At 61.9% G+C, this 26,911-nt stretch carries 25 protein-coding genes and 2 pseudogenes; 13 read left to right on the top strand and 14 right to left on the bottom strand.

Annotated features, from left to right (window positions below; genetic code table 11):
- Positions 1–24 precede the first annotated feature (24 nt).
- Positions 25–774: an IclR family transcriptional regulator gene (locus tag BXE_RS26920; protein ID WP_011491288.1), complete on the bottom strand. Its 750-nt coding sequence runs from the start codon at positions 772–774 to the stop codon at positions 25–27.
- A 274-nt stretch (positions 775–1,048) separates the two neighbouring features.
- Here BXE_RS26920 and BXE_RS44555 point away from each other — a divergent pair.
- Both BXE_RS44555 and BXE_RS26915 read left to right on the top strand, forming a co-directional pair.
- Positions 1,049–1,261: pseudogene (locus BXE_RS44555) on the top strand (GNAT family N-acetyltransferase; N-acetyltransferase); the annotation flags it as partial.
- 112 nt (positions 1,262–1,373) lie between these two features.
- A pseudogene (locus tag BXE_RS26915) lies at positions 1,374–1,934 on the top strand (GNAT family N-acetyltransferase).
- Between the two features lie 433 nt (positions 1,935–2,367).
- Here BXE_RS26915 and BXE_RS26910 read toward each other — a convergent pair.
- Positions 2,368–3,765, bottom strand: a complete 1,398-nt coding sequence (locus BXE_RS26910; RefSeq protein WP_011491286.1) for an RNA-directed DNA polymerase — start codon at positions 3,763–3,765, stop codon at positions 2,368–2,370.
- Position 3,766: 1 nt separating this feature from the next.
- Positions 3,767–4,396 carry an SLATT domain-containing protein gene (locus BXE_RS26905; protein WP_011491285.1) on the bottom strand — a complete coding sequence of 210 codons (630 nt, stop codon included), beginning with the start codon at positions 4,394–4,396 and terminating at the stop codon, positions 3,767–3,769.
- A 670-nt stretch (positions 4,397–5,066) separates the two neighbouring features.
- Between BXE_RS26905 and BXE_RS26900 the strand changes: the two genes are divergently transcribed.
- From BXE_RS26900 to BXE_RS26890, 3 genes are all read left to right on the top strand, one after another.
- Positions 5,067–5,897, top strand: coding sequence for a phosphatase PAP2 family protein (locus BXE_RS26900; protein WP_233518970.1), 831 nt, complete (start codon positions 5,067–5,069; stop codon positions 5,895–5,897).
- A gap of 38 nt (positions 5,898–5,935) precedes the next feature.
- Positions 5,936–6,157: a hypothetical protein gene (locus tag BXE_RS26895; RefSeq protein ID WP_148223006.1), complete on the top strand. Its 222-nt coding sequence runs from the start codon at positions 5,936–5,938 to the stop codon at positions 6,155–6,157.
- A gap of 76 nt (positions 6,158–6,233) precedes the next feature.
- Positions 6,234–6,500 carry a hypothetical protein gene (locus tag BXE_RS26890; RefSeq protein WP_040124883.1) on the top strand — a complete coding sequence of 89 codons (267 nt, stop codon included), beginning with the start codon at positions 6,234–6,236 and terminating at the stop codon, positions 6,498–6,500.
- Between the two features lie 100 nt (positions 6,501–6,600).
- Here the strand turns inward: BXE_RS26890 and BXE_RS26885 are convergent, their stop codons facing one another.
- From BXE_RS26885 to BXE_RS26875, 3 genes are all read right to left on the bottom strand, one after another.
- Positions 6,601–7,956, bottom strand: a complete 1,356-nt coding sequence (locus BXE_RS26885) for an ATP-binding protein (RefSeq protein WP_011491281.1) — start codon at positions 7,954–7,956, stop codon at positions 6,601–6,603.
- Positions 7,956–8,666 (bottom strand): response regulator, encoded by a 711-nt coding sequence (locus BXE_RS26880; RefSeq protein ID WP_011491280.1) that lies wholly within the window; start codon positions 8,664–8,666, stop codon positions 7,956–7,958. Before BXE_RS26880 ends, BXE_RS26885 begins: the two co-directional genes overlap by 1 nt.
- 101 nt (positions 8,667–8,767) lie before the next feature.
- Positions 8,768–9,085 (bottom strand): hypothetical protein, encoded by a 318-nt coding sequence (locus BXE_RS26875; RefSeq protein ID WP_011491279.1) that lies wholly within the window; start codon positions 9,083–9,085, stop codon positions 8,768–8,770.
- A gap of 417 nt (positions 9,086–9,502) precedes the next feature.
- Here BXE_RS26875 and BXE_RS26870 point away from each other — a divergent pair, with 417 nt between their 5' ends.
- A complete protein-coding gene (locus BXE_RS26870; protein ID WP_011491278.1) occupies positions 9,503–9,748 on the top strand; it encodes a hypothetical protein in 246 nt (81 codons plus the stop codon).
- Positions 9,749–9,797: 49 nt separating this feature from the next.
- Here BXE_RS26870 and BXE_RS26865 read toward each other — a convergent pair whose 3' ends face one another.
- Both BXE_RS26865 and BXE_RS26860 read right to left on the bottom strand, forming a co-directional pair.
- A complete protein-coding gene (locus tag BXE_RS26865; protein WP_040125438.1) occupies positions 9,798–11,048 on the bottom strand; it encodes an arsenic transporter in 1,251 nt (416 codons plus the stop codon).
- Positions 11,049–11,184: 136 nt separating this feature from the next.
- Positions 11,185–12,201 (bottom strand): sensor domain-containing diguanylate cyclase, encoded by a 1,017-nt coding sequence (locus BXE_RS26860; RefSeq protein WP_011491276.1) that lies wholly within the window; start codon positions 12,199–12,201, stop codon positions 11,185–11,187.
- 220 nt (positions 12,202–12,421) lie between these two features.
- On the opposite strand from BXE_RS26860, the gene BXE_RS26855 reads away from it, so the two are divergent.
- The 4 genes from BXE_RS26855 to dinB all read left to right on the top strand — a co-directional run bounded on the left by BXE_RS26855 (position 12,422) and on the right by dinB (position 15,623).
- Positions 12,422–12,976 carry a cytochrome b gene (locus tag BXE_RS26855; protein WP_011491275.1) on the top strand — a complete coding sequence of 185 codons (555 nt, stop codon included), beginning with the start codon at positions 12,422–12,424 and terminating at the stop codon, positions 12,974–12,976.
- 164 nt (positions 12,977–13,140) lie between these two features.
- On the top strand, positions 13,141–13,716 hold the full coding sequence (locus tag BXE_RS26850) for a YceI family protein (RefSeq protein ID WP_011491274.1): 576 nt from the start codon (positions 13,141–13,143) through the stop codon (positions 13,714–13,716).
- Positions 13,717–13,761: 45 nt separating this feature from the next.
- Positions 13,762–14,340: a YceI family protein gene (locus tag BXE_RS26845; protein ID WP_011491273.1), complete on the top strand. Its 579-nt coding sequence runs from the start codon at positions 13,762–13,764 to the stop codon at positions 14,338–14,340.
- A 116-nt stretch (positions 14,341–14,456) separates the two neighbouring features.
- Positions 14,457–15,623, top strand: a complete 1,167-nt coding sequence (gene dinB / locus BXE_RS26840; RefSeq protein WP_011491272.1) for a DNA polymerase IV — start codon at positions 14,457–14,459, stop codon at positions 15,621–15,623.
- Here dinB and BXE_RS26835 read toward each other — a convergent pair.
- The 6 genes from BXE_RS26835 to BXE_RS26810 all read right to left on the bottom strand — a co-directional run bounded on the left by BXE_RS26835 (position 15,590) and on the right by BXE_RS26810 (position 24,616).
- On the bottom strand, positions 15,590–17,044 hold the full coding sequence (locus BXE_RS26835; RefSeq protein WP_011491271.1) for a heavy metal sensor histidine kinase: 1,455 nt from the start codon (positions 17,042–17,044) through the stop codon (positions 15,590–15,592). The two genes, dinB and BXE_RS26835, sit on opposite strands and share 34 nt — an antisense overlap.
- Positions 17,041–17,727, bottom strand: coding sequence for a heavy metal response regulator transcription factor (locus tag BXE_RS26830; RefSeq protein ID WP_007176723.1), 687 nt, complete (start codon positions 17,725–17,727; stop codon positions 17,041–17,043). The genes BXE_RS26835 and BXE_RS26830 overlap by 4 nt, the downstream gene beginning before the upstream one ends.
- Before the next feature lie 77 nt (positions 17,728–17,804).
- Positions 17,805–19,301, bottom strand: coding sequence for an efflux transporter outer membrane subunit (locus BXE_RS26825; protein WP_011491270.1), 1,497 nt, complete (start codon positions 19,299–19,301; stop codon positions 17,805–17,807).
- Complete coding sequence (locus BXE_RS26820; protein WP_011491269.1) at positions 19,298–20,521, bottom strand: efflux RND transporter periplasmic adaptor subunit; 1,224 nt, start codon at positions 20,519–20,521, stop codon at positions 19,298–19,300. Before BXE_RS26820 ends, BXE_RS26825 begins: the two co-directional genes overlap by 4 nt.
- 35 nt (positions 20,522–20,556) lie before the next feature.
- Positions 20,557–23,805, bottom strand: coding sequence for an efflux RND transporter permease subunit (locus tag BXE_RS26815; RefSeq protein WP_011491268.1), 3,249 nt, complete (start codon positions 23,803–23,805; stop codon positions 20,557–20,559).
- Between the two features lie 376 nt (positions 23,806–24,181).
- Positions 24,182–24,616, bottom strand: coding sequence for a VOC family protein (locus tag BXE_RS26810; RefSeq protein ID WP_011491267.1), 435 nt, complete (start codon positions 24,614–24,616; stop codon positions 24,182–24,184).
- Between the two features lie 146 nt (positions 24,617–24,762).
- Between BXE_RS26810 and BXE_RS26805 the strand changes: the two genes are divergently transcribed.
- The 3 genes from BXE_RS26805 to BXE_RS26795 all read left to right on the top strand — a co-directional run bounded on the left by BXE_RS26805 (position 24,763) and on the right by BXE_RS26795 (position 26,874).
- Positions 24,763–25,647 (top strand): LysR family transcriptional regulator, encoded by an 885-nt coding sequence (locus tag BXE_RS26805; protein ID WP_040125440.1) that lies wholly within the window; start codon positions 24,763–24,765, stop codon positions 25,645–25,647.
- Between the two features lie 160 nt (positions 25,648–25,807).
- Positions 25,808–26,446 carry a LysE family translocator gene (locus BXE_RS26800; RefSeq protein WP_011491265.1) on the top strand — a complete coding sequence of 213 codons (639 nt, stop codon included), beginning with the start codon at positions 25,808–25,810 and terminating at the stop codon, positions 26,444–26,446.
- Between the two features lie 68 nt (positions 26,447–26,514).
- Positions 26,515–26,874 carry a hypothetical protein gene (locus BXE_RS26795; RefSeq protein WP_011491264.1) on the top strand — a complete coding sequence of 120 codons (360 nt, stop codon included), beginning with the start codon at positions 26,515–26,517 and terminating at the stop codon, positions 26,872–26,874.
- Positions 26,875–26,911: the final 37 nt, after the last annotated feature.

The raw sequence follows: 26,911 nt of genomic DNA, 5'->3' as shown, positions 1-26,911 counted from the left end.
ATGAAATCGAAAAGCTTCGTCCCGCTAATCGGTTTGCATATGCTCGGAAATGGCGCGGGCCGTACGTAGCGTCCCGTCGATGAATTGGCTTTCTCGTCCGATGGCGCGCGTCGATGGCGCCATCAACGTGATCGACGCGCTGCTGCCGGCGCCGCGTCCACTGTGATGAAAGATCGGGGCGCTGACGCCCCACACGCCCGGGTCGACTTCACTGTCGCTAACGGCGTAGCCTTGGGTTCGAATCTGTTGAAGTTCTGCTTCAATCGCGGCACGGCCGGCGGGGTCGTTGTCGAACAGGCCGTCGAGCACTTCGACGCGCGCCCTGTCTGCCATGAATGCCAATAGGGACTTCGCCGAGGCGCCCGCCTTGAGCGGGACGGCGCGGCCTTTTTCGAACGAGCAGCGCAACGAATGCTGGCTCTCGACCATCTCGAGGCACATCACCTGGTGCCTGACCGCGACCACGAGGCCAATGCTTTCCTGCGACGCGCGCGCGAGCTGCTGCATCTCACTGCGGCTCGCTTCGACGAGCAGCGAATTCACATCGAAGCCAAGCGCGAGTTGCAAGCTGATCGGACCGGGCGCGTAATACCCAGCGTTTTCGGCGACAAAACCCCAACGCTTGAGCAGCGCAATCTGACGGTACAGTGTGCTTTGCGCGAGCCCGGTCACGGCTAGCAGATCCTTGACTGACATCGCCTTGCCATGACTGGCGAGCGCGGCCAGCACCAGCAACACCCGTTCGGCCCCTGTCACACCCTGTTCCACGTTCACGATCACGCCACCCAAGATCCAACAAGAACTCAGAATGCCAGATCATTCTCGAATTTCAAAAATACAATTCCCATTCAGCGGGAATCATAAGGGAGGGATTTCCCGAGGAAGGGACACCGGCAGCATGGATAGCCGTGGTACTGGATTGCTCGATGCGTTGAAAAGGAAACGATATCCAGAATGGACCGGGGCACTGCCCGAATTTTTTCGACTGAAGTAACTATCAGGCGCGCTTAAGGGTCCGGCTGTCGCGAACGGCCGTCGTCATCGAAATGGTTTTGGTCGTGAGGCCGTCACCCTGGTTGCACACTGGGCCACGCGAACCATTGGCTGTGCCAGTTTCACCTATCCGGTTGCCGAAGAGAACCGCGCCAGCCGGCGCATCGCCGAATCGTTGGGCGGCGTCATTGTGGAAGGCCGCGTGACACCAAAGTGCATATCCGTCGCTTACCGAATTCCTCGCCGGCCAGTCGTGAGTGAGGTATAAGCGGTTCGGCCCACAAACTGACATGCGCCGGCCATGAAGGGACGTTCGACACAGGAGCGTAGATTGTGGACAATCCAAGGGCGCCGGCAGACAAAAAGGGAGAAAAATGGTAATGCGCATGGACGAAATCCACATTGAATCAGAGCGGCTTTCGATTCGACCATTCTCGGCTGACGACGCTGACGTGACGTTTCGCTGCATTACTCCCTCACTTACGCGGTTCATGTCATGGAATCCACCCGCTAGCAGGGAGGACTTTGATCGCATCTGGCAGGGATGGTTGCTGACGATATCTGATGGGACGGACTTCGTATTTGCAATTCGCCAACGGGAAGACGGGAGCTTCTTGGGGCTTGTCGGACTCCATCGTGTTCGGAGCACGACGCCGGAATTGGGCATTTGGATTCGGGACGACTTCCACAAACAAGGCCTTGGTCGTGAGGCCGTGAGGCCGTGAGGCCGTGAGGCCGTGAGGCTTGTGGCGAGATGGGCAAGCCTGGTACTTGGCGTCGCGAGGTTCACCTACCCGGTAGCCGAAGAAAACTACCCGAGCCGTCGCATCGCCGAATCTCTCGGCGGCGTTATCGTGGAACGGCGTGAGACGCCGAAATACATGTCCGTCATCTATCACATACCCAACCAATCGACGCTCGGTGAGGCACGACAGATATAGAGCAGTCACGACGAGGTTCGGCCAACTACCACCATTCGAGGGCCATTGTTGGCGGACGCTCGAACGTCTCCTCTGCCTTCGAATGCTGTCCATTGCCGTGTGACGACCGAAGAGCGGTGAAGAGTCAAACGCAATTCATACCAATGCAGTCCCGCGGGAGCCAATAGTCTTCGCGATCAAGCGCGTTGAAAATCACTTTGTAACTGGAACTTGCCATGGCCTAGCCGGACGGGTGCCCCCTTTGGGAATTACTTTGGGAATTAGTCATACCCCGCGGGCGTACGGCTCGACCGCTTACCGCTATACGAGGGTGTCGTGCGACTCACTGCCGCCGAGTCGCAGCGCCTGAAGCGTTAGCCCGACAATTGGGATAACTCGCCCCATTCCCCGACGCTAAAAGCGTCTGTTGCCAATCAGGTCCAGAGCACGCATTTCATGAGATGTCTTGGATATCTTGTTCCAGCTCTCTAGTAGCTCGCCTGATCCGGAAGGAAAACGTCGATCGCACCGTCGCGTCTGACAGCCCTTTCACGCTTTGTCCAAAATAGCTTTCCAAAATGCGTCGCATACTTGCCACAGACGTTGTATCGAAATTCGGTATGTATCCGCGCTCCGTCGGATCACGTCGTCGGCATTCAAAATAGACTCGGACGAAAGACCGCAGTTTTTTAGTTGTCGAAACGTTAAATCGCGCCATCAGGCTTTCAACTGTCTTGTCCAGTTTGTGAAGCTGCTCGACACTCGAATCATCAATCTGCGAAAAATAAAAAACCCATCCCTTCCTGGTGTTTTCGAAGATGCAACCAGTGATACGGAGATTGACTCGCCATAGCAATACGTTCTTCGCAAAAGTCAAATTTTGCCTCCTTAGTTTTTTGTTTTTTTGCTTTCGCTTTATCTCTTGACATCGGTATTTGTATGTTGTGAATGCGTCAGCCAGCGAACTTTCCAGTCTCTGGATAGACTGTTCTTTGACGCGCGCCTTACCATTTACAAAGAGATATCCGAGAAATGAAAACTCTTCCCCAATGGGACCGAAAACGGACTTCGAGCCAGGAAGCGAGATATCGTGAACTTTCAGGCTAAAATCGCCTTCCAGTGTGCGGCTCATCTCAGAAAAAAAAGGTGCGGGATCAGATGTGCAAAGGGCAAATACGTCATCCACGTACCTGAAATATTTAACCCCCAGCTTTTTTTCCATCCAAATATCGAACCGATGGAGAAAAATCTCCGCAAGAATGTTAGATATTGACAACCCCTGCGGCACACCCACCGGTTCGGCTCGTCTGCCTTTATCTGCTACAGCGACGGTAGGCGTCTCCAACGCACTGTCTAGCAGCGATATCACATTCGCACTTTTTATCCGCTTCTTCACAGTTTCCCGAAGAATCGCGTGGGAAATTGAAGGATAAAAATTTTGTACGTCGAGCTTAATGAAATAGTTATACTTTCCGGAAGCAACTTCACGCTTCAGATCATGAATTACAATTTGTGGTATTTTTAGTTCAAGCAGCCCTTCAAATCGAGCTTTCAAAATATCGCACATAGCGCGAAGTGTAATTCTATCGCGAAACGTCGCAATAGAAATCACACGCGGAAATCTGTTGGCTCCTTTTGATATTAGTTTTTCTTTGAATTGCGAGAAATGATAAGAACGATTCCCCGCCTTCCTTCTAATGAGAGCAATCTCCGCGTTTAAATTCCTTTCGAACGTGGACCGATTAATTCGGTCAATTCCGATCGCGCTTGTCTTCGCTATATGCTCTTCATATATTTTTTTAAGATTCGAGCTTGCGAATATTGCTTTATACGATTTTTCTGAGGGGCGCATATCACTTGAAAACGATAGGGTACGCGAAAAAGAACACAGGCGGCACAATGTACCCGCCAAGCCAGATAGCCCAACGCCTCGAAAAAAATAGAAACACGCTTACGCACTCGCGTTTCGACAAAGGGCGACTTATGTCTCTCGCACCATATCGGCTCACTGCGTCATCTATTTCAAGGTGATTTTCACTGCTTGCCAACGTCCGCGCGTACTCCTTCTCTACCACGCCATACGCAGCGTGTGCCTCTTGAACAGACGTCATCCACTCAATTCGATTTAAATCATCCAACAAAGTTTGAAGCTTCACGTAGACTGCCTTAAATTCCTCTGCACGACCCTTAAAATTTCGCGCACTGACGTATGGAGCAATTCCAAATAGCAAAACAGATACGACAATTAATGTCACGTTAGCCGCATCGTCTGACAGACCGACCGCATGAAATTTCAAGAGATAAATCGACAGTCCGATGCTATAAGCGGAAAAAAGTTGAAGCATTAGTTGCGCGTGAAAGTCATTCTCCAACAACCGTTTTTCAGATTGAATGCGAGCCTTACGTGTAAACCAAATCCGGTTGTATAACGCTTCGCGCGCTTTTTGAAACGGGTCAACAGGGGGCGTGGGAATCGTTGTCATAGTTATCAGAGGTGAGGGTATGCGAAGATTTAAGGATAGTTTAACTCCCCCGCAGGGGACTGGCCGAAGCCCGCGACCCGAAGATCGCTCTTTAATAGGGTCACCTCAATGAGGTCCTAGGCCGAAGCCTAGCGCATACCCTCGCGGCAAATATAAGGTATCTGAACACGCAAATCAATTTTCTGTCCCACCGCCTCAAGCATCGCCTAAGACCGACAACTTGCCGGCGAGGACCCCGCGCGAATGCCCGCTCCAGTTTGCAACCTGCCACAGCTCTCGCATATCGGCGAAAGGCAGTTGTGGCTCGACTACGGTCCTTCACAGCTACCGGCAACAATCGTCGGTGTATAGATGAACTGCCTGGAAGACCGGGCCGCAACCTGACGCGCTGAGCTCGATGAAGATTCTCGGCAATGACGCGCGGGCAACATGGAATGCCGCAAATCCGGCCTGATAATCGACTTCCCCCCCGCTTCGGGTTTGCGGCGGCGAACCACGCATCCTTGCATTAATATCGCAGGCATAATGCGAAAAAAAGAAATGCGGGGGACTTATGCCAAAACAGATACGCGCACTTTACGGGGCAGCCTGGCGGTTCACATTCCTCCTGATGCTGATCGACTGCATATGGGCGGTCCGCATCGGCTTTCGGCTCGCCCGCGGCGGCGTCATGCTGACCATCGCACTCACTGGCGGGCTGGTCGCGATCAGCGGCGTGCTGTGGGTACTCTCACGCATACCGTACAAAGACGCTAGCCGATCGGTCTTCTACCGGAACGTGGTCGACGTGTTCCTGTGGATCACCGTGCTGGCCACGTTCAGCAAGGTCTGTGTCGTGTTTCAGTACCTGTGTGTGACGACGAATTTCCCGCTGGCGAGCCATGCGTTCATCGCCGCCGACGCCGCGCTCGGATTCCATTGGCCCGACACCTACCGGTGGGTTCTGGCGCACCCGTGGCTGCACCGGGCACTCGGCTGGGCGTACGCATCCGGCGCCTGCCAGCTGTTCGTCGTGCCGGTCATTCTCGCGATCACCCGTAATACGCGGGACTATGCGGAGTTCGTCGTACAGTTCATGGTGTCGGCTACGCTGGTGATATTGATTTCCGTGCCTTTTCCAGCTGAAAGCGCATTCGTGCATTTCGGCATTCACGATCCCGGCACGGCCTCGACCGTGTCCGACTTCGGCCTTTTCAGAACCGGCCAGGCGCGAGAGCTGAATCTGTCATTCGTGCAGGGACTGGTTTCTTTCCCGTCGCTGCATACGATTCTTGCGCTCTGCTTCGCGTATGCATTGCGTCACGCCGGTTATGTTTTTCCCGTCGCGATCGTGCTGAACGCTTTCATGATCGTTTCGACGCTCACACAAGGCGGCCACTATCTTGCCGACGTGTTGTCGGGACTGGTGGCCGGCGCGCTGGTGATCGGCCTGGTTCGCCGGTTCGCTTTCCAGGCGGCCAGTCCTGTTGCCGGGCGGATTCCTTCGGCGCTGACCTCGTAAGGAACGCCTGCTCCGCCTGCTTGCTGCGCGGCGAGATCGTGACCGTCGTGACCGCCGCGACTGTCGTAACTCTCCTGACCGTCGCCATCGCGCTTTTTATCCTGCTGCCGGTAATGCGGTTTATATTGATGTCAGGCGTGTTCCTGCATCAACGAGACTCCCGGTTCAACGCGATCGCCGCACTCCTGCCGGCGATCGCGACGCGCGGATTGGTGGCCGGCGCGGCCGGAAATGCGCGGAACGCACGCGCCCTGGTATGATGCCCATCGCGCATCTTCGGCTCAGCCGTTCACCGTTGCCGCTCATGCTGCTTTTCCTATCGTCACGAGACCCATCATGCCCGCCCAACACGACAAAGTCCCCGCTGCCAGCACCGCGCCGGGCAAGGCCCAGCGCAAGGCGATGCCCATTGCTGCGCGCAATCTTCTGATGGTGGCCGTCGGCGCGGTGGTCTTCGCGATCGTGGCGACTGTCGTGCTGTACGGCCCGCTCACCTATGGCGACCAGATTCCGAACTTCGGCATCATCCTCATGCTGACGGTGCCGGTGATCGCAGGCGTTGCGTTCCGGGTCGGGCTGGACGCCTGGCTGGACCGGAAATGAACGAACGGCGCCCGGCGGCGGCGAGACCGTGTAAGCCTTTTGACGACCCGACGCCCTGCAGATTGCATTAGCCGAACCCTGCACGGCACGCCGCCCTCCTCTAGCGCATCGAGCCATTGAGCGGCAACACCACCCACACCTCCAGCCCGCCTCCCTCGCGCGCATGAAACTGCAGGCCGCCGCCATGCAGCCGCGCGATCCGCTCGACGATCGCCAGCCCCAAGCCGGTGCCGCCGCTATGCGAGCGCGCATTGCGGCCGCGCTGGAACGGCGCCTTCAGTTGCTCCAGCTCCTGCGCCGAAAGGCCTTTACCACGATCGCCGACGGCGACGATCACCGAATCGGGCGTCGCCCAGCTTCGCACGGCCAGCCCCGTGCCGCCGTACACGATCGCGTTCTGCATCAGGTTCATCAGCAGCCGCATCATGCTGATAGGCCGGTACGGCACGGCCGGCAGGCTCGCGAGAGAGAGCTCGAACTCGTGCCCGAGTCCCGCGAAATCGCCCGCGAGCCGTTCGATCAGCGCATTCAGATCGCCCGGTTCCCGTTGCTCGCGCTCGCCGCTGCCGGCGTAATCCATGAACTGCTGCAGGATCGTTTCGATCTGATCCAGATACGACTCGGCGGCGACCACGAAGCTGCTGTCGCTGCCGTCCGGCATTGCCATTGCCATAGAAAGCCGCAGCTTGGTGAGCGGCGTGCGGATGTCGTGCGAGATGCCGGCCAGCATCAATGCACGCGACGCCTCGGCCTGCTGTAACGCCTGTGTCATCTGATTGAAAGCGCCGCTCACGGCGGCGATTTCGGTGGGACCGTCGGTTGGCAGCGGCGCGGGCATTTCTCCGGCGCTCACGCGGCGCGCCGCGCGCGTCAACTCCTGAAGCGGCTGGTTCAGGTGGCGCTGGATCAGATAGCCAGTCAACGCCGCCAACGCGCCCAGTCCGAGCGAGAGCAGGATGGCGGCGTCGAGTCCGCTGCCCTGCGCGTCCTCGGGAACCGGCAGCGCGATCCAGTACGGCGCGTTCGGTGCATCGGCCGGCGCGTGCATCCGGATCCACAGGCGCTGGCCGTCCACGGCTTGCCATAGCGCGGGCATGTCGGCGGGCAGGTGCGCGCGCAGGCTGTCGAGAAACATGCTGCGTTGATAGAGGCGATAGCCGCGCATGAAGGTCCGCGGCGGCGTCTCGAAGGCTTCGGCCGGGACCTGCGCGCGCGCGTCGAGGCGCGCCGTCAATTGGCTGCGTGCATTGAGCGGCGTAGCCGCGAGCAGGTTGTCGAGCGTGCTCACATAGGTGGCGAAGACGGCCGCGGCGCGCTCCACGCGAGGCCGCTGCACATAGTGCAGCAGCACGCCGAGCACGCACACCTGGCTCAGCATCACGAGCACGATCAGCAGCGCGATATTGCGCGCCAGCAGTGTTCTCGGCAGCGCTCTTTGCAGCAGCGAGCGCGTCATCAGTCGACGTCCGCGGCCAGCATGTAGCCCACGCCCCACACGGTCTTGATGAAGCGCGGCTTGGACGGATCGTCCTCGATTATCTGTCTGAGCCGCAGCACCTGCACGTCGATGCTGCGATCGAGCGCATCGTGATCGCGGCCCCGCGCGCGCGCCAGCAGATTGTCGCGGCTCACCGGCCGGTTCGGCGACGACGCAAGCGCGACCAGCAGCAACATCTGCGCCGAGTGAATGTCCAGCAACTCGCCCGCGCGCGATAGCTGCTGCTTGCCGACATCCAGCGAAAAATCGCCGAAGCGCACGCTCTGCGAGGTCACGGTGACGTCGCCCGAAGCCATCTTCTGGCGGCGCAGCAACGCGTTGATGCGCGCCACCAGTTCACGCGGCAGGAACGGTTTGGCGAGATAGTCGTCGGCGCCGGTTTCGAGGCCCACCACTTTGTCGAGCGGATCGCCCTTCGCGGTCAGCATCAGGATCGGCAAGGTCTGGCCCTGCTCGCGCAGGCGGGCGCAAATGGCGAGGCCATCCTCTTCGCCGATCATCAGATCGAGCACCAGCAGGTCGAAGGGCTCGCGTTCCAGATAGCGGTCGAGACGTTTGCTGTCCTCGGCGACCCTCACGTCGAAACCGTGACCGCGCAGGAAACGCTGCAGCATGTTGCGCAATTCGACTTCGTCGTCGAGCACGATGATTTTCGCGGGACGGTCCATGCGAAAGCTCCTTGAAACGGCGATGGGTGCGGCCGGACGGCTCGCGCGCCGGCGGCACACGCCGCGCCGCGGCTCCATGCTCGCGCCAATGCCCGCGCGGCTCAGTGTGCCGCCGCGCGTTGCTGCATGAATGCCTCGATCTGCGGCAAGGTGATGTAGCCCGCCTTCTGCGTATCGATCTCGTCGAAATGTCTGGCCACCATCGGCATGCCGGCGGCGGCCTGATCCTTTGTGAGCTTGCCGTCGTGCGTGGTATTGGCATTCGCAAAGCGCGTTTGCAACTGCTGCACCATGCGCGCCATGCGCTGCGGATTGCCGCTTTGGCCTTGAGCGCCCTGAGTAGCCTGAGCGGCGGCGGTTTGGGCGAGCGCGACGGTGGCTGCGCAACTCAGCAGCACGATAGCGAGCAACTTCTTCATGATTGACTCCTTCGTTCGAGCCACCGTGCGTCGCCTGCCGTTCGCCGCGATCCGTTCCGATGACAGGCCGAATTCTTGGCGAAGCGCCGCCGCAAGGCAACGCCAGAATCATGTCGAGCCATGTCACGCGTCTCATCCACGCGGCGTCGTGCGTGCCGGCCGTACGTGCATCCGATGGATTGATTACGGCCCGATTACAGAAAAAACGTGTGGAACCAGCATAGAACATGCTGCCGCCGGCAATGCCTGGTGAATTCCCGTTGTTGTGAGGAATGTGGAATCGCCGGGAATAAAGCGGACGACCGCCCGGTTATCGAGGAATGGAACGAGGAAAAAGAAACGCCCGCGATTCGTCCCGACGAATGCGGAACGGCCCTTGCTCGACGTTGTTCGTGACGACCCTTCGGAAAACATCAGATGAACCATCAGGAAATAGACAGGGAGATCGCCCACCTCGAACGCGTATTCGTGGCGATCTCCAGCACCGATCACATTCCGCTGTCCTATTGGCACGATCGCCTGCGCGGTCTCGCGCGGCCCTCGTTGATGCCGACACAACGCGCACGCGTCGCACGGCTCGCGGAGATATTGCGCCTGCTGAAAGAAGCGGAAGAAGCGTTGCGCGCCCAGGCGACACTACGTGCCGGCGGCACGCGGCCATGACGCCGCGTGTCCAGCCTGCGGCGCCGCGCTCAAACCCCGCGTGTGCTTTTCAGCCGGTCAGAATCCGCGCGCCGAGCGCAAGCACGAGCGCCGGCAGCATGACCACAGACCCTACCTTCAGAAACTTCATGAAGCTCACGTCTTCGCCCTCGCGGCGGATCGCGCTAAGCCAGAGGATCGTTGCCAGTGAACCGGTAATCGAAAGGTTCGGACCCAGATCCACGCCGATCAGAAGCGCGTCGATCACGCGCTCCGGACTGTGTGCCTGCAACACGGTCGAACTGGCAATCAAACCGGCCGGCAGGTTGTTCATCAGATTGCTGCCGATCGCGATGATGCTGCCGGCCCAGCCCGCCGCGGCCAGTTCGTTATGTTGCGCGGCGCGCTGCGCCAGTTGGGCCAGCGCCGCGATGACGCCGGTGTGATCGAGCATCTCGACGAGCACGAACAGCGCGGCAACCAGCGGCAGCACGCTCCATGAAATTTCGCGGATCATCGGCAGCGGCGATTTGCGCTCCAGAATCAGCACGATCAGCGCGGTCAGTGCGCCGAGTATCGCGGTGGGCAGGCCGAGCGCGATGTCGAATGCGGAGACCGTCAGCAGCACGGCAGCCGTGACCGCGATGCCCGCGAGCGCCACACGCCCGCTCGACGACAGTTCGAGCGCTTCGAGATTCGCCTCGCAGGTGCCGGCCAGCGCCTCGCGCTGGGTCCAGCGCAGCATCACGTAAGTGGCGATGATCGACAGCAGCGACGGTAGCGTGAAGCGCAGCAGCCAGGCGCCGAGCGCGGGCGTGTGATTGCCGTACAGCACGATGTTCGCCGGATTCGAGATCGGCAGCACGAAGCTCGCCGCATTGGCAATGAACGCGCAGACGAACAGCAGCGGCAACGGATCCGTCTTCGCCTTTCTGGCGGCGGCGAATACGGCCGGCGTGAGAACCACGGCGGTGGCGTCGTTCGACAGAAAAGCGGTGATCACCACGCCGACCAGATAGACGAGCAGGAAGAGCTTGCGCGGCGAGCCTTGAGCGTGATTCACCGCGAGCACGGCCACCCAGTCGAACAGGCCTTCGCGGCGCGCCACTTCCGACAGCAGCATCATGCCGAACAGAAACAGATAGACGTCGGTGCCCTTGCCGATCGCCTCGATCGCCAGATGAACGGGCAACAGGCCGAGCGACACCAGCAGCACCGCGCCGGCCACGGCCCAGACGGCCTCGGGCCATTTGAACGGCCGGGTGATGACGCCCGCGGTGGCGACCGCGGCGATACCCCACGACAGAAAAATCGAATTCACAAACTTGACCCAGGATTTTTTGATTAGTGTGAGCACGAGGCTCCGTGCCGCGCCTCGCGCGCCGTGACATGCACCACCGGCAGCAGGCGCTCGATCAGCAAATTGCGCGCCTGAAACCCCCGCCGTGGTTCGCGCTTCATGCTGCCCGGTTGACCGCCGCAATGCAATCGCGCCCGTTGTCCTTCGCGCGATAGAGCTGCGTATCCACCAGGTTGACGAAGGCCACCGGATCGTCCGCCTCCGCCGGAATCGTCGTGCCGACGCCGAAGCTGGCGGTCACCGTCTGCCGGAACGGCGAGCGTTCATGCGCGATCTCCTCGGCCGCAATCCGGTCGCGGCAACGCTCGGCCACCTGCCGGGCCGCATCGGCGCCGGTGTTCGGCAGGATCAGCGCGAACTCTTCGCCGCCGAACCGGCCCACGAAGTCGCCCGGCCGCACGGCGCTGCCCAGCACGCCGGCAACCCGCTTCAGGCACTCGTCGCCTTGCACGTGCCCGTAGTAATCGTTGTAGGACTTGAAAAAGTCGATATCGACCATGATCAGCGAGAGCGGCGCCGCGTGACGCAAGGCTCCGGCCCATTCCCGTTGCAAGGTGGTGTCGAACGCGCGGCGATTGCCGACGCCCGTCAGGCCGTCCTTGAACGACAGCGCCTCGAGTTCGCGTTGCAGCGCGGCCACTTTTTCCTCGGCCTTCTTGCGTTCGCTGATATCGAACATGAAACCGACCAGCGATTGCACGTCGCCATTCGCGTCGCGCACCACATGCACCACGTCGCGCAGCCATACGTATTCGCCGCGGCTCGTCAACGCGCGATAGTCCGCTTCGTGATCGGTGCCCGCCTTCGACTGTGCGACGCAGAATTCGACCACCTTGTCGCGGTCGTCCGGATGCATGCGCGCCGCCCAGTCCTGCACGGTTTTCCAGCTCGACGGCGCCCAGCCCAGCAGGGTTTCGATCTGCGGACCGATATAGGCGAACTCCATGCTCGCCCATTCGATCTTCCACGGAATCGCTTTGGTCGATTCGAGCAAGGTGCGGTAGACCGCCGCGTCATGCTCCATGTAGCTTTCCACTCCGGCTGCGGCAGGCGCCGTGTCGTGCCGCAGGAAATCGGCGCCGAGCGCGATGTGGTTATTGTCGATTCTGTTCATGGTTCCCAACTCTCCTCGCGGTTCAGGCGGCAAATTACCACAGTGGATGACCTCCCGGCTCCATTACGGCCGCCACGCCGTTCTATTCCAGCGACATTAGCGTCACCGATACAACAATGTGTTCTCTTCTGCACGCCTATTCAGTTTTCATTGGCATCCCTACTATCCGCATTTGATCTGCATTCGCCGGCAATGGCCGGCGACCCACGAGCACGAGACCATGACATCCCGCCCTGCCCGTTCCGACCGCTATCACGGCGCCGCGATTACCCTGCACTGGCTGATCGCCGCGTTGATGATCTGCGGCTTCTATATCGGCTGGATCATGACCGATATTCCCGGCTTCACGCCCACCAAGCTGAAGTATTTCTCCTGGCACAAGTGGATCGGCGTGACCGTGTTCGTGCTCGCCGTGGCCCGCGTGCTGTGGCGCGCCACTCACCGCGCGCCGCCGCTCGACAGCGCCACGCCCGCGTGGCAGAAGGCCGCGGCGCATCTCGTACACGCCGTGCTATACGTGCTGATGCTGGCGATTCCGCTGTCCGGCTACTTCTATAGCTCCGCGGCCGGCATTCAGGTGGTGTATCTCGGCATCCTGCCGCTGCCCACCTTCATCGGCCCGGATCAGGCGCTCAAGGCAAGTCTGCGCACCGTTCACGTACTGCTCAACTACACGTTGCTCGCGCTCGTGGCGATGCACGTGGCGGCGGCGCTGAAGCACCAGTTTCTCGACCGCGATGGCCTGCTCGCGCGGATGGTTCCATTCATCAGGTAACACGCGTGAAGCGCGGGTCAGGGGCGGGTGACGGAAGGGTCACGCAAGCAAGGGGCACCCATGCATAGCAGACGGACAGCAGGCGATTGGCAACAGCCTGTTGGCAATCTAATTCCCCGCGGTGCGCAATCAACGCGCGCGGGTTCGATAGGATGCGTATCACCATGAAATCAAACTTTTACCTCTCAGCTCACCGTGCGACGCTTGCCGGCATCGCGGCCTTCTCGCTGTTCGGCGCAAGCTTCGCACACGCCGATGTCGATACCAGCAAAAGCACCGTCATCGCCACCACGAAGCAGATGAACGTGCCCGTGGACGGCCAGTTCAGGAAGTTCTCCGCGCAACTGAATTTCGATCCGGCCAAACCGACCGCCGGCAGCGCCAATGTTTCGATCGACACCGGCAGCTACGACCTCGGTTCCGACGACTACAACAAGCAGGCCCAAGGCAAGGAATGGTTCGACAGCGCCGCCTACCCGGCCGCGACCTTCGTTTCCAGCGCGATCGCACCGGCGGGCGGCAACCAGTACAGGATCACCGGCAAGCTCACCATCAAGGGCAAGTCGCAAACCGTCGTGGTGCCCGTCACCATTGCCAGCCAGGGCGCCACGCAAACCTTCGACGGCTCGTTGCCGATCAAACGCTCGCAATTCGACGTCGGCACCGGCGAATGGAAAGACACCTCGGTGGTCGCCGACGAAGTCGTCATCAAATTTCACCTCGTCGCTTCGAAGAAATAATCCGCACCGAAGCGTCGCAGCACTTTCTGAAACCTGGAGAACACCTTGAAGAAAAACATTCTGCTCGCCGCGGGCGCGCTGGCCGCTGTATTGTCGTTCAACGCCTCGGCAGCCGACACGTACCAGCTCGACCCGACGCACACCTACCCGAGCTTCGAAACCGACCACTTCGGCGGCATTTCGATCTGGCGCGGCAAGTTCAAGAAGAGCAGCGGCACCGTGGTGCTGGATCGCGCGGCGAAGACCGGCACGGTCGACGTGACGATCGACATGAGCTCGGTGGATATCGGCAACGACAAGCTCGACGCGGAACTGGTCACGGACAAGTTCTTCGACGCCGCCAAGTACCCGAGCGCGACCTACAAGGGCACGCAGATCCGCTTCGACGGCGACAAGCCGGTGGAAGTGATCGGCACGCTGACGATGCACGGCATCACCAAGCCGGTCAATCTGAAGATCGAGTCGTTCAAGTGCTTTGTGAACCCGATGCTCAAGCGTGAAGTGTGCGGCACGGAATCCACCGCGACGTTCAATCGCGACGACTTCGGCATCGACTTCGGCAAGACTTACGGTTTCAAGATGCAGACCACGTTGCATATTCAGGCGGAAGGCATCAAGCAGTAAGCGCCAGCCTTTTCGGGTTTGCGTGAGGCGGGCTGCCGTTTCCGGGCGGCCCTTGCCGGGGCGGAGCAAGGTACTATGACGGTTTGGCCGTTGCCGTCATCCGTTTTTGCCCTCCCATGAGTTCTGCAAGCCGCCGCATCGCGCACCTCGACATGGACGCGTTCTACGCGTCCGTCGAGCTGCTGCGTTATCCGGAACTGCGCGGCCAGGCGGTGGTGATCGGCGGCGGCCGCAACGGCGTGCCGCAAACACTCGAAGACGGCACCCGCCGCTTCGCGAAGCTGCGCGATTACGCGGGCCGCGGCGTGGTGACCACCTCCACTTACGAAGCCCGCGCGCTCGGCGTGTTCTCGGCCATGGGCATGATGAAGGCCGCCGTGCTCGCGCCGGACGCCATCCTGCTGCCCACCGACTTCGACTCGTATCGCCACTACTCGCGTCTGTTCAAGGCCGCCGTCGCCACGTTCACGGACCGGATCGAAGACCGCGGCATCGACGAAATCTATATCGATCTGACCGAGTTGCCGGGCGAGCCGCGCGAGATCGCCGCGCGCATCAAACAGGCGGTCAATCAGGCCACCGGACTCACCTGCTCCATTTGCGTGGCGCCGAACAAGCTGCTCGCGAAGATCGGCTCCGAACTCGACAAACCCGACGGCCTCACGATCCTCACCCCGGCCGACGTGCCGCTGCGGGTCTGGCCGCTGCCAGTGCGCAAGGTCAACGGCATCGGGCCGAAGGCCGCGGAAAAGCTGACCGCGCTCGGACTCGCCACGGTCGGCGATCTGGCGGCGGCAGACGCCGGGCTGTTGCAGGATCACTTCGGGCGCAGTTATTCCGCGTGGCTCATGCAGATCGCGCAAGGCCACGACGAGCGGCCGGTGGTGGTCGAATCGGAGCCCAAGTCGATGAGCCGCGAGACGACCTTCGAACGCGATCTGCATCCGCGTCACGACCGGCCGGCGCTATCCAGTTCGTTTACCGGCCTGTGCGTGCGGGTCGCGGAAGATCTGGTGCGCAAGGGTTATGTGGGGCGCACCGTGGGTATCAAACTGCGCTACGACGATTTCCGCACCGTCACGCGCGATCTGACGCTGGACGCGCCAACCGCGGACGCCGCCGAGATCCGGCGCGCGGCAACCGAATGCCTGCGCAGAGTGGAATTGAACCGCAAGCTGCGGCTTCTCGGCGTGCGCGTCAGCGCGTTGACGCCGGCCAATGCGCTGACGCCGCCACGGCGGCTGCCGGTTCAGGCCGACTTGCCCTTCGCCAGCGACGAATAATCCACCACCTCAGCCGCGGCGCCTGCGTTCGGACGCGCCGGTCGCAGGCCGGCTTCCATCGGCAACGCCGCGACCGAGAACGCGAAGGTGTTGATGCCGTGCGCGCTTTGCGCCGACACCGTACCGCGATGCATCTCCGCAATCGCTTTCACGATCGCCAGACCCAGCCCGTGGTTTTCGCGGCTATTCGTGCGTGAGACCTCCGCGCGATAGAACCGGTCGAACAGATGTTCGAGCACCTCCGGCGAGATCGGCGCACCGGGGTTCGCCACCGCGACGCGCACCTGATCCTCTTCGCACACGATCGTCACGTTGATTTCCGCGCCCGGCTCGCAATGCTGGATCGCGTTCATCAGCAGATTCGTGCAGGCACGGCCGAACAGCGAGCGGTTCACGCGCGCCACGGCGTCGCCGCGCAATTGCGCGCGCACCCGCGCTTCTTCGAGCGGAATCTCCAGAAACTCCAGCGTATGCTCGACCTCCGCGGCCAGCGACACTTCGACGAGGCCGGTTGCCCGCTCGCCCTGATCGGCACGGGCGAGGAACAGCATGTCGTTGATGATGGCCCGCATGCGCTCGAATTCTTCGAGGTTCGATTGCAACGTATGGCGCAGATCGTCGACCGAACGATTGCGCGTCAAGGCCACTTCGGTCTGCCCGATCAGAATCGTCACCGGCGTGCGCAGTTCATGCGCCACGTCCGCATTGAACGATTCGAGGCGGCCATAGGCGCCGTCCAGCCGCTCAAGCGCACCGTTGAAGGAATTCGCCAGGTCGTTCAGTTCGAGCGGCAGCGAGGCCGTGTTCAGACGCTGCGAGCGGTTGTTCGGGCTCACGGCGGAAGCGTCGCGTGTGAGACGCGTGAGCGGCGCGAGGCCGAGCCGCGTCACCGAATAGCTGAGCAACAGCACGGCGAGACTGCCCAGCGCCGACAACGCGGCAAGCGCCGAACCGAACACGCGCATGGTGCGCACATTGGGTGAGTAGCTCGCGGCCACCTGCAATCGCACCGGCGGACGCGCCGCGTACGCCGGAATCACCACCGTCGAGGTCAGCATGTCCTGGCCGCCGTCGGCCGGCGTCACGCGCGTGTAACCGCCCGGCCAGCTCGTCACCACCGAACCTTCCACAGGCGTGCCGTAATGGAAATACGGATCGGTGCTCGACACCGCATAGACCGTGCTGCCGTCGTGCGGTGTCATGTCCGTGAGCTTTTCACGCGCCATGCGCCACTTTTCCGGCGTCACGGCGTGATAGACGATGATGCGCGCGATCTGCGTGCGATCGTCGAGCGACTCGCGCAGATGGTGTTCGAGCTGCGTGCGCAGCACCAGAAAGAGTCCCGTGCCGACCAGCGTGAAGACGAACAGCGCGACGAACGCGAACATCAACGCGAGGCGCCGGGCGATCGAGCGGTTCATGACTGCTCCGCCTCCTCGCGCACTTCGAGCACGTAACCCATGCCGCGCACGGTATGCAGCAGCTTGGAGGGAAACGGGCCGTCGAGCTTGGCGCGCAGCCGCTTGATCGCGGTCTCGACCACGTTGGTGTGACTGTCGAAATTGACGTCCCACACGAGTTCGGTAATCGCGGTCTTCGACAGAATGTCGCCTTGCCGGCGCGCCAGCACGCTGAGCAGCTGGAATTCCTTGGCGGTCAGGTCGAGGCGCACGCCGTCGCGCGTCGCGCGCCGGCCAATCAGATCGACGAACAGATCGCCGACGGAAATCAGCGTCGATTCCTGTGAACGGGTGCGCCGCGCCAGCGCGTGCAGGCGTTCGACCAGTTCGAGGAACGAAAAGGGTTTGGTGAGGTAGTCGTCCGCGCCTTCGCGCAGACCGCGCACGCGGTCGTTCACGTGATCGCGCGCGGTGAGCATGATGACCGGTGTGGATTTGCGCATGCGCAGCGCCTTCAGCACGCTGAAGCCGTCGCGTTTGGGCAGCATCACGTCGAGGACGATCACGTCGTAATCGAATTCGGTGGCCAGGTGCATGCCTTCCTCGCCGTCGAGCGCGACGTCGACGACCCAGCCCTGCTCTGTCAAACCGGAGCGCAGGTAGTCCACCACCTTGTGCTCGTCTTCAACAATCAGCAATTTCATGCGCGTCCCCTTGTCTCTACATTATACGAAACGCCTGGTTTTCACCTTGCGTCCCGGCTGCTGCACGATCCACCGGCTCACCGCGCGGGAGCCATTGCCTCCTTCGCGTCGCCGGGCTGCGCGTTCTTCGACATGTCCGGCATGTCCGTGCCGACGTCCCAGCCGCCGCCGAGCGCTTTCACGAGCGACACGGAGAGCGTCATCTGCTGGCCGTGAATCTGCACGTCCTGGCGCTCGCTGGTCAGCAGCGACTGCTGCGCGGTGATGACGTCGAGGTAAGCGACGAGGCCGCCCGAATAGCGGTCGTTGGCAAGCGCGAGCAGATGCTGCGCGTCCGTGACGGCTTCGCGCGACTGCTTCGCCGCACCGTCCAGCACGGAGAGTCCGGTGATGCCGTCCTGCACCTGCTGGAACGCGGTGAGCACGGTCTGGCGGTAATTTGCCTCGGTGACCTTGTAGCCTTCGCTCGCGAACTGCACGTTCGCGGCGCGGCGGCCGCCGTCGAACAGCACCTGGCCGACCGCCGCGCCGAGCGTCCACATCAGCGTGGGCGCGCTCAGCAGGCTGGCGAACTGCGTGCTTTCCCAGCCGATGCTCGGCGTGAGCGTCAGACTCGGGAAAAACGCCGCCTTGGCGACGCCGATCTGCGCATTCGCCGCGGCCATCGCGCGCTCCGCCGAAGCGATATCCGGCCGCCGTTGCAGCACGTCGCTGGGCACGCCGAGCGGAATCGACGGCACCTGGACATCGACCACCTTGGGTGCGATCGAAAACTGCGGTGCCGGCACGCCGACGAGCGCGGCGATCGCATGCTCGAACTGCGCGCGCTGATTCAGAAGCAGTTGCGCCTGCACGCGGGTCGAGTCGAGCAGCGATTTCTGCTGCAGCACGTCCAGTCCCGACACCGAGCCGAGATCATGTTCCGTCGTGACGTAATCGAGCGCCTTCTGTTGCAATATCACCGACTGGTTCAGCACGTCGATCTCGGCGTCGAGTTCGCGCAGCGAAAAGTAGTCAGTGGCGAGATCCGTGGTGAGAACGAGCCGCGCGTTGGCGAGGTCATCCGCCGATTGCTGCGCGGAGGCCACCGAGCCTTCCACCTCCCGACGTATCCGGCCGAATAGATCGGTGTCGTAGTTGATGGTGGGGCCGAGCTGCACGTTGCTCTGCACCGTCGAGGTCGTCGGCGTGCCGTAGTTGGTTTGCGGACGGTTCTGCGAAATCCGGAAGCGCGATCCCTGCGCGCCCAGATCGACTTCGGGAATCTGCTGCGCGCGAGTGTTGGCGAGCGTCGCCCTGGCCTGCTCATAGTGCGCGCTGGCCGCCGCCAGCGTCTGATTCTGCGCGAGCGCCTCGCTTTCCAGCGTGCCGAGCGTCGGATCGCCGAACGCGCTCCACCAGTCCGGCGAGATCGGCGCATGGGACGGCACGGCCACGCGCCAGTACGAATCGGTCTGCCACGTGGGCGGCACCTCGGCCTGCGGCCGCTGATAGTTGGGCCCGACCGTGCACGCGGCCAGCAGCGCCGTGCTCGCGAGCGTCGTTATCGCACGGCAGGTGGCCACGCGCTTCACGACGCCCCCTTGCCGTTGGCCTGCGGTTGCTGGACCTGCACGTGATCCCCGTCCGCGATCGAATCGCTCGGGTTGATGATGATCCTGTCGCTCGGCTCGATCCCGCTTTCGATTTCGAGCTGCTGTCCGAGATCCTGCGCGATGACGATCTTGCGCAACTGCACGTTGCCATTCGCATCGACCACTGCAACGCGCGGGCCTTCGGCGCGGAACAGCAGCACGTTGCCCGGCACCATCAATTGCGCATGCGCGACTGCCGGCACCGCGACCTGCACGTATGCACCCGGGCGCAGCTTGTCGTCCGGATTAGGCAGCGTCACTTCGATCTGCAGCGAACGGGTGGGCACGTCGATCGCGCCGGAAATATGCGTGATCGTGCCGTGGAATTGCTGGCCCGGCAGTTCCGCCTGCGTGACCACTACCTTCTGTCCGACCGACACGTTCTGCGCATACGCCTGCGGCAGTTGCACATAAACGCGCAGCGGGTCCGACTGCGCGAGCGCGAAGAGCGCGCGGCTCGTGCCGCTGCCCGCGTCGATCAGGTCGCCGACATCCACATTGCGCTGCGTGACCACGCCCGCGAACGGCGCGACGATGCGCTTGAACGATTCGAGCTGCTGCAGGCGCTTCACGTTGGCGTCCGCGGCGGCGAGATTGGCGACGTCCTGCGCATACGTGCTCTGGCGTTCGTCGAGTTCCTGTTGCGAGACCGCATCGCGCTGACGCAGTTGCTGCCAGCGTTCCAGCGAGCTTTTGGCAAGGCCGAGGCTCGAACTGGTTTGCTGGCGCTGCGCCAGGGCCTGCGCGAGTTCCTGATCGATTTCCGGCGTGTCCAGATCGGCGAGCAGTTGCCCCTGTTTGACACGCGTGCCGATATCGGCGTACCAGTGCAGCAGATAACCCGTTGAGCGCGCATAGATCGGCGACTCGACATAGCCGCGCAGCGTACCCGGCAGCAACGTATTGCCGCCGCTTTCGGCCTGTGTCGGGCTCACCACGTTCACGTACTGGGTGGCGTTCTGCCTGGTGGTTTCCGCCACCGAACGGTTTTGCATTACGTTCGCGATCACCGTGCGCAACGCGCCGACGGCGAGCAGCGCCAGCACGATCCAGACGGCAATTTTGGCGCGCTTCCATTCGCGATGGCGCGGCGGCAAGGCGTGGCCGCCTTCGGTCTCTCGCGAGGGAATCGCTAGCGATGCGTGAGTTTTTTCGGTCATCTCAGTCAGCTATCTCGGTCAGCCGTCAATTAACTTTACGCGGGCCTGGGGGCGCCGCCGTGGTCCGGCGCGGGGCCGTCGTGGCCGTTGCCGTCGGAACCCGTGTGATTCGCGCCGCCATCGTCACCGCCGTCACCATCGCCGCGGTGGCGGCGTGCGAGGCGGGTATGAATCGCCGCGAACACGAGGGGCACGAAAAACAGCGTGGACACCGTGGCAAACAGCAATCCGCCGATCACCGCGCGGCCGAGCGGCGCATTCTGCTCGGCGCCTTCGCCGAGACCGAGCGCCATCGGAATCATGCCGATGATCATCGCGAAGGCGGTCATCAGCACCGGCCTGATCCGGCTTGCACCGGCTTCGAGCGCGGCGGTCAACGGCGGTGCGCCGGCGGAAAGCCGCTGGCGCGCGAACGCTACCATCAGAATACTGTTGGCGGTAGCCACGCCCATCGTCATGATCGCGCCGGTCAAGGCCGGCACGCTCAGATGCGTGCCGGTCAGGAACAGCATCCACACAATGCCCGCGAGTGCCGCGGGCAACGCGCTGACGATAATCAGCGGATCGACCCACGACTGGAAATTCACCACGATCAACAGGTACACCAGCACGATCGCCATCGCCACGCCGACTCCCAGACCGAAGAACGAGCTGCGCATGGTCTGCACCTGGCCGCGCACGGTGATCTGGCTGCCGCGCGGCAGCGACGCGCGCATGTTGTCCACGAGCTTGTCGACCTGGTTCGCCACGCTGCCCAGGTCGCGCTTCTCGACGCTCACGTACAGGTCGATCACCGGCCTGATGTTGTAGTGCGTGACTTCCGCGAACTGGGTTTGCGGCGAGACCCGCACGAGGTTGCCGAGCAGTTGCGTCGGCCCGTTGGCCGAACCCGATACCGGCGTGCGCAACAGTTCATCGATCGACGACACCTGATATTGCGGCGTCTGCACGGCCACGCTGTATTCCACGCCGTTCCTGTTGTTGAACCAGAAGCCCGGCGACGTCTGCGAACTGCCCGACAACGAAATGAGCACGTTTTGCGCCACGTTGCTCGCGCTCAGATTGAGTTGCTGCAAACGCGTGCGATCCATCTGCAGATTGATCGCCGGTTCGTCCAGTTTCTGCTGGATGTGCGTATCCACCGTGCCGGGAATCTGGCGCACCTGTTTCAGCAGTTTGCGCGCGATGTCGAAGTTGCCCTCCTGATTCGCCCCGGAAATCTGCACGTCCACGGCGGCGGGCAAGCCGAAGTTGAGAATCTGCGTGACGATGTCGGCCGGCTGAAAGAAGAACTCGACGCCCGGAAACCGCTGCGGCAAGATGGCGCGCAGTTTGTCCATGTAGATCTGCGACGGCTTGTGGTCTTCTTTGAGCGCCACCTGAATCTCGCCGTCGAGCGTACCGATCGTGCCCGCATTGCTATACGAGAGGTTGATGCCGCTATAAGGCAAACCTAGGTTGTCGAGAATCGTGACGAGCTCGTTCGCGGGCACGACCTCGCGGATCACGTTTTCGACTTGGTCGGCCAGACGCGCGGTTTCCTCGATACGGGTGCCGGTAGGCGCGCGCATGTGCAGGCGAATGTCGCCGGCATCCACGCTCGGAAAGAAGTCTTCGCCGAGCACGAAAATCAGGCCCATCGACACCACGCAGAAGCCGAGGAACACGCTGCCGAACATGCCGCGGCGCACCAGCACGCTGCTGAGAATCATGATGTAGGCGGCGCGCATGTTCTCGAACCCGCGATCGAAACGGTGATAGAGGCGCATGAACAGATTCGGCTTCGCGCCCGGCTTCGGCTTGTGGGCGTGTCCCATCAGCAGCATCGCGAGGGTCGGCACCAGCGTGCGCGACAGAACGTACGAAGCCAGCATCGCGAACACCACCGCTTCGGCAAGCGGCACGAACAGATAGCGCGCCACGCCGGTCAGGAAGAACATCGGCACGAACACGATACAGATACAGAGGGTGGACACCAGCGCGGGAATCGCGATTTCGCCCGCGCCGTCGAGAATCGCATCGTGCAGATTCGTGCCCATGTGCAGATGCCGTTCGATGTTCTCGATCGTGACCGTGGCATCGTCCACCAGAATCCCGACCGCGAGGGCGAGACCGCCGAGCGTCATGATGTTGATCGTCTGCCCGAGCGCGTGCAGCGCGATTAGCGACGACAGGATCGACAACGGAATCGAGATCGCGATGATGCAGGTGCTGCGCCAGTTGCCGAGAAACAGCAGAATCATCGCGGCGGTCAGCGCGGCGGCCACCAGCGCCTCGCGCACCACGCCCTGCACCGCCGCTTTCACGAACACCGACTGATCGAATAGCGGCGTGATCTTCAGGTCCGGCGGCAGCGCCGCTTGCGCGCCCGGCAGCAGGCCGCGCAGCGAATTGACGATCGAGAGCGTCGATGCGCTGCCGTTCTTGAGCACCGACATCAGCACGCCGCGGTGGCCGTCCTGCCGCACGATATTGGTCTGCGGCGAATAACCGTCGCGCACGTGCGCGACTTCGCGCAGATACGTCGTGGCGCCGTTGAGCGTGCGGACCGGAATATCGTTGAGCCCTTCCACCGTGGCGGGCGAGCCGTTCATGTTGATCGTGTATTCCTTCGGCCCGATCTTCGCCGTGCCGGTCGGCAAGATCAGGTTTTGCGCGTTGAACGCGCTCACCACGTCGGATGGCGTCAGGCCTTTTGCGAGCAGCGCGCGCGTGTCCAGATCGACGGAGATCAGCCGCGATTTGCCGCCGTAAGGGTATGGCACGGCCGCGCCCGGAATCGTCACGAGTTGCGGGCGCAGAAAGTTCAGCGCCGTGTCGTTGAGTGCCTGCTCGGAGAGCTTCGGACTCGACAGACCGAGCTGGATCACCGGAATGCTGGAGGCAGAATAGCTGATCACCAAGGGCGGCGTGGCACCGGGCGGCATCTGTTTGAGCTGCGCCTGTTCGACGGCCACCGTTTGCGCAATGGCGCTCTGGATGTTCGCCGTCGGCTGCAAAAACACCTTCAGGATCGTAATGCCCGCGAGCGATTGTGATTCGATGTGCTCGATGTCGTTGACCGTGGTGGTCAGACTGCGCTCGTTCACCGACGTGATGCGGTTGGCCATGTCCTGAGCGGACAGGCCGGTATAGGTCCAGATGATACTGACCACCGGAATGTTGATTTCCGGCAGCACGTCGACCGGCGTGGTCAACAGTACGAATGGCGTCGCCAGCAAAATCAGAATGGCCATCACGATGAACGTGTATGGCCGTTTAAGCGCAACGTTGACGATCCACATGAAACGTGCCCGAGAGAATGCAGGTAAGGGATGGGTGAATCAGCGCCTATGCTAGATCGATAGCACCAACGTCTGCATGGCGCGAAAATGGCGGAATTGTCAGGAAGGCTAATGTAAGGAAAGTGGGCGTCTGAATTGCGCCGCTGTTTGCCGAAAAGCAAACGTTTGATGGCGGAAGATAGCCGAGGTTGAGGCGCTGCCTCGATGCGATGTCCCGCGAAGGCAGCGCGGAACCTCGCACAGATTGATTTGCGCAAAGCAAATACTTCGCGCCTGTCAAAAGCTTAGTCGATCACCGCGTAATTGCCATATTGCTGACACGTTCGGCAGCGGCGGTTCCGGTGTTTTATTCCGGCGCGACGGCGAGCGGCCGGCGTCACCTGGCAAATAGCGACGACATATCCGCAAACGCCTTGAATTCCAGCGCATTGCCCGACGGATCCAGGAAGAACATGGTGGCCTGCTCGCCGACTTCGCCCTTGAAACGCACATGCGGCTCGATGATGAAATCGATGCCCGCTTTCTGCAGCTTGTCGGCGGCGGCCTGCCATTGCGGCATGGAAAGCACCGCGCCGAAATGACGGACCGGCACGGCGTCGCCGTCGACCTTGCTGGTTTGACGGTGGCCGGCTTCTTCGGGCGCGAGATGGGCGACGATCTGGTGGCCGTAGAAATTGAAATCGACCCACGCGTCCGAACTGCGCCCTTCCGGACAGCCCAGCAGTTCGCCGTAGAACTCGCGCGCGGCGGCAAGGCTATGAACAGGAAATGCCAGATGGAACGGCGGCAAGACGGTATCGGCAACGCTCATGATGGGAAACTCGCTGATTGGAATTAGGTAGGTTGAACGCGCAGGCACTCCGGGCCACACGCGTGAGGCCAAGTTTAACCATGACTAAAATTGGTGAAAAACGATATATATTTTATCTGACCAACACCAAAATCGATCAATCGATCATGCTGAGCGAACTCAAGACTTTCATTGCTGTGAGCCAGTACGGCACGTTTTCCGGTGCCGGGGCGCGTATCGGCCTCACGCAATCCGCCGTGAGCGCGCAGATGCAACGGCTCGAAGAAGAACTCGGCTTTGCGCTGTTCGACCGTACCGGCCGCTCAGCCACGCTCAACGACGCCGGCCGCGAAACGCTCGCGCTCGCCGAAGAAATGATGACGCTATACGCCCGGCTCTCCGAACGCGGCGCGGTCGCGGCGGAAAGCGGCATGCTGCGGGTCGGCGCCATTGCGTCCGCGCAGGTGTCGTTTCTCGCCGATGCGCTGGCGCGCTTTCGCGACGACCGCCCCGGCTGGCGAATTCGCGTCGTGCCCGGCGTGTCGCTGGGCTTGCTGGGGCAAGTGGATTCCGGCGAACTGGATCTGGCCGTCATCATCAAGCCGCCCTTCGCGCTGCCGTCCGAACTCGAATGGCGCACGCTCGTCACCGAACCGTTCGTGCTGCTCGTGCCCAAAGCGCTCGTGCGCGGCAAGGGCAACGCGCGGTCATGGCGCGAACTGCTGCGCAGCGAGCCGTTTATCCGCTACGACCGTACCTCGTTCGGCGGCAGGCTGGTCGACCGTTTTCTGCGGCGCTCGCGGCTGAACGTGCACGACGTGATCGAACTGGACGAATTGCAGGGCATCGTGCAACTGGTCGCGCGCGGCATCGGCGTGGCGCTGATTCCGGATAGCGCGGGGCTCGGCAAGTGGCCCGCCGGCGTCGCCGCGCTCGAACTCGGCGAGGCGACTTTTCAGCGGGAGATCGGGCTCGTGCAGCGTCCGCGGCATAGCCGGCAGGCGGTGGCGGGCGTGCTCGCCGATTGCATCGGCACGGCGGCGGGTGTGTGAACCGCGGCGCGCGCATGATTGTGCTGTCGCGGGAACGGGCAACTGTATCTGTGAGGCCCGTCCGGCCGCGGGCAGAATCGTCGTTCGCATGACACTTTCCGCTCCCCGTCCGTGCGCGCGGCACGCGCCGCACAGTTTGCCCGCCGCCGAGGTTCAGCCCATGATCGCCAGCCCCTTCCTCACCGCCGATGTCCTGATCGCCTACAGTGCGTATTTCGTCGGTACGGCGAGCCCTGGTCCAAGCAATCTTGCCATCATGTCGCTCGCCATGAGCGCGGGTCGCCGATCCGCGTTGACCTTCGCGCTCGGCGTGGTGTCGGGTTCGTTCTTCTGGGCGCTGCTGGCGTCGCTGGGGTTGTCCGCGATGCTCGCCACTTACTCGGAATGCCTGGTGGCAATCAAGGTCGCAGGCGGGCTGTATCTGCTGTGGCTCGGTTTCAAATCCGCGCGTTCCGCCTTTCGTGCCGAGCCGCTGCGCGCCGGCAGCGCGCGGCAGGATGAACCGCTCGAGCGCCTGTATCTGCGCGGTCTGCTGCTGCATCTCACCAATCCGAAAGCGATTCTGGTCTGGTTGTCGATCGTGTCGCTAGCCATGTCGCCGGCAGGCGGCACTTCGCACACCGCGCCGGTGGTGCTCGGCTGCATGTGCATCGGCGTCTCGGTGTTCAGCGGCTATGCGGTGCTGTTTTCGACCGCTTCCGCACGGCGCGTCTATGTGGCGATCCGGCGCTGGCTCGACGGCTCGCTCGCGCTCATGTTCGGAATTGCCGGCATCAAGATGCTGACTTCGAAAAGCTGAGCGCGCTTCGAAGCGCGCCCGCTCTGCGATACTGTCGCCGTGACGACTGAAGCGGATAAGCGAACACGATGAGCGGTGGCAATGAAGTGAACCCGGCAGCACAGCACTCGCCCCGGCAGAAGCGGTTCTATCTGGCGGGCGTGGTGGCGCTCGTGGCCGGCGTGATCGCGGCGGTGATCATCTATGCGATGGCGCCGCCGCCGGATAGCGCGGTCTCCCTGTACAGTGTGGCCGATCCGCGCTATCAGATCGAATTGCAGCGCATCGGCGGTAATGCGGCGGTGCTGATGGCGCAGTTGCACCAGTGGTTCGACGGGCTCTGGCACGGCACGGCGCTCGCTTATACGGTGGCCGCGCTGGGCGCCGCCGTCGCGGGTGCGTGCTTCTTTATCGGTTATTTCTTCGCTCACGAAGAACCGCAACGCTAAAACGCGCCACAGGTCCGCGCAATGCGTGCGTTCGCTT

Source organism: Paraburkholderia xenovorans LB400, from assembly GCF_000013645.1.
GTDB lineage: Bacteria > Pseudomonadota > Gammaproteobacteria > Burkholderiales > Burkholderiaceae > Paraburkholderia > Paraburkholderia xenovorans.
The sequence above is the reverse complement of the archived record's forward strand: the minus strand, read 5'-3'. Positions and strand labels throughout refer to the sequence as shown.

Bases quoted from the DNA above. Each gene is read 5' to 3' on its own strand.
- dinB (WP_011491272.1), top strand. From the start codon at position 14,457: ATGAGTTCTGCAAGCCGCCGCATCGCGCACCTCGACATGGACGCGTTC.
- BXE_RS26805 (WP_040125440.1), top strand. From the start codon at position 24,763: ATGCTGAGCGAACTCAAGACTTTCATTGCTGTGAGCCAGTACGGCACG.
- BXE_RS26820 (WP_011491269.1), bottom strand. From the start codon at position 20,521: ATGACCGAAAAAACTCACGCATCGCTAGCGATTCCCTCGCGAGAGACC.
- BXE_RS26885 (WP_011491281.1), bottom strand. From the start codon at position 7,956: ATGACGCGCTCGCTGCTGCAAAGAGCGCTGCCGAGAACACTGCTGGCG.
- BXE_RS26800 (WP_011491265.1), top strand. From the start codon at position 25,808: ATGATCGCCAGCCCCTTCCTCACCGCCGATGTCCTGATCGCCTACAGT.
- BXE_RS26850 (WP_011491274.1), top strand. From the start codon at position 13,141: ATGAAATCAAACTTTTACCTCTCAGCTCACCGTGCGACGCTTGCCGGC.
- BXE_RS26870 (WP_011491278.1), top strand. From the start codon at position 9,503: ATGAACCATCAGGAAATAGACAGGGAGATCGCCCACCTCGAACGCGTA.
- BXE_RS26860 (WP_011491276.1), bottom strand. From the start codon at position 12,201: ATGAACAGAATCGACAATAACCACATCGCGCTCGGCGCCGATTTCCTG.
- BXE_RS26795 (WP_011491264.1), top strand. From the start codon at position 26,515: ATGAGCGGTGGCAATGAAGTGAACCCGGCAGCACAGCACTCGCCCCGG.
- BXE_RS26815 (WP_011491268.1), bottom strand. From the start codon at position 23,805: ATGTGGATCGTCAACGTTGCGCTTAAACGGCCATACACGTTCATCGTG.
- BXE_RS26835 (WP_011491271.1), bottom strand. From the start codon at position 17,044: ATGAACCGCTCGATCGCCCGGCGCCTCGCGTTGATGTTCGCGTTCGTC.
- BXE_RS26810 (WP_011491267.1), bottom strand. From the start codon at position 24,616: ATGAGCGTTGCCGATACCGTCTTGCCGCCGTTCCATCTGGCATTTCCT.
- BXE_RS26875 (WP_011491279.1), bottom strand. From the start codon at position 9,085: ATGAAGAAGTTGCTCGCTATCGTGCTGCTGAGTTGCGCAGCCACCGTC.
- BXE_RS26900 (WP_233518970.1), top strand. From the start codon at position 5,067: ATGCTGACCATCGCACTCACTGGCGGGCTGGTCGCGATCAGCGGCGTG.
- BXE_RS26890 (WP_040124883.1), top strand. From the start codon at position 6,234: ATGCCCGCCCAACACGACAAAGTCCCCGCTGCCAGCACCGCGCCGGGC.
- BXE_RS26880 (WP_011491280.1), bottom strand. From the start codon at position 8,666: ATGGACCGTCCCGCGAAAATCATCGTGCTCGACGACGAAGTCGAATTG.
- BXE_RS26905 (WP_011491285.1), bottom strand. From the start codon at position 4,396: ATGACAACGATTCCCACGCCCCCTGTTGACCCGTTTCAAAAAGCGCGC.
- BXE_RS26830 (WP_007176723.1), bottom strand. From the start codon at position 17,727: ATGAAATTGCTGATTGTTGAAGACGAGCACAAGGTGGTGGACTACCTG.
- BXE_RS26855 (WP_011491275.1), top strand. From the start codon at position 12,422: ATGACATCCCGCCCTGCCCGTTCCGACCGCTATCACGGCGCCGCGATT.
- BXE_RS26910 (WP_011491286.1), bottom strand. From the start codon at position 3,765: ATGCGCCCCTCAGAAAAATCGTATAAAGCAATATTCGCAAGCTCGAAT.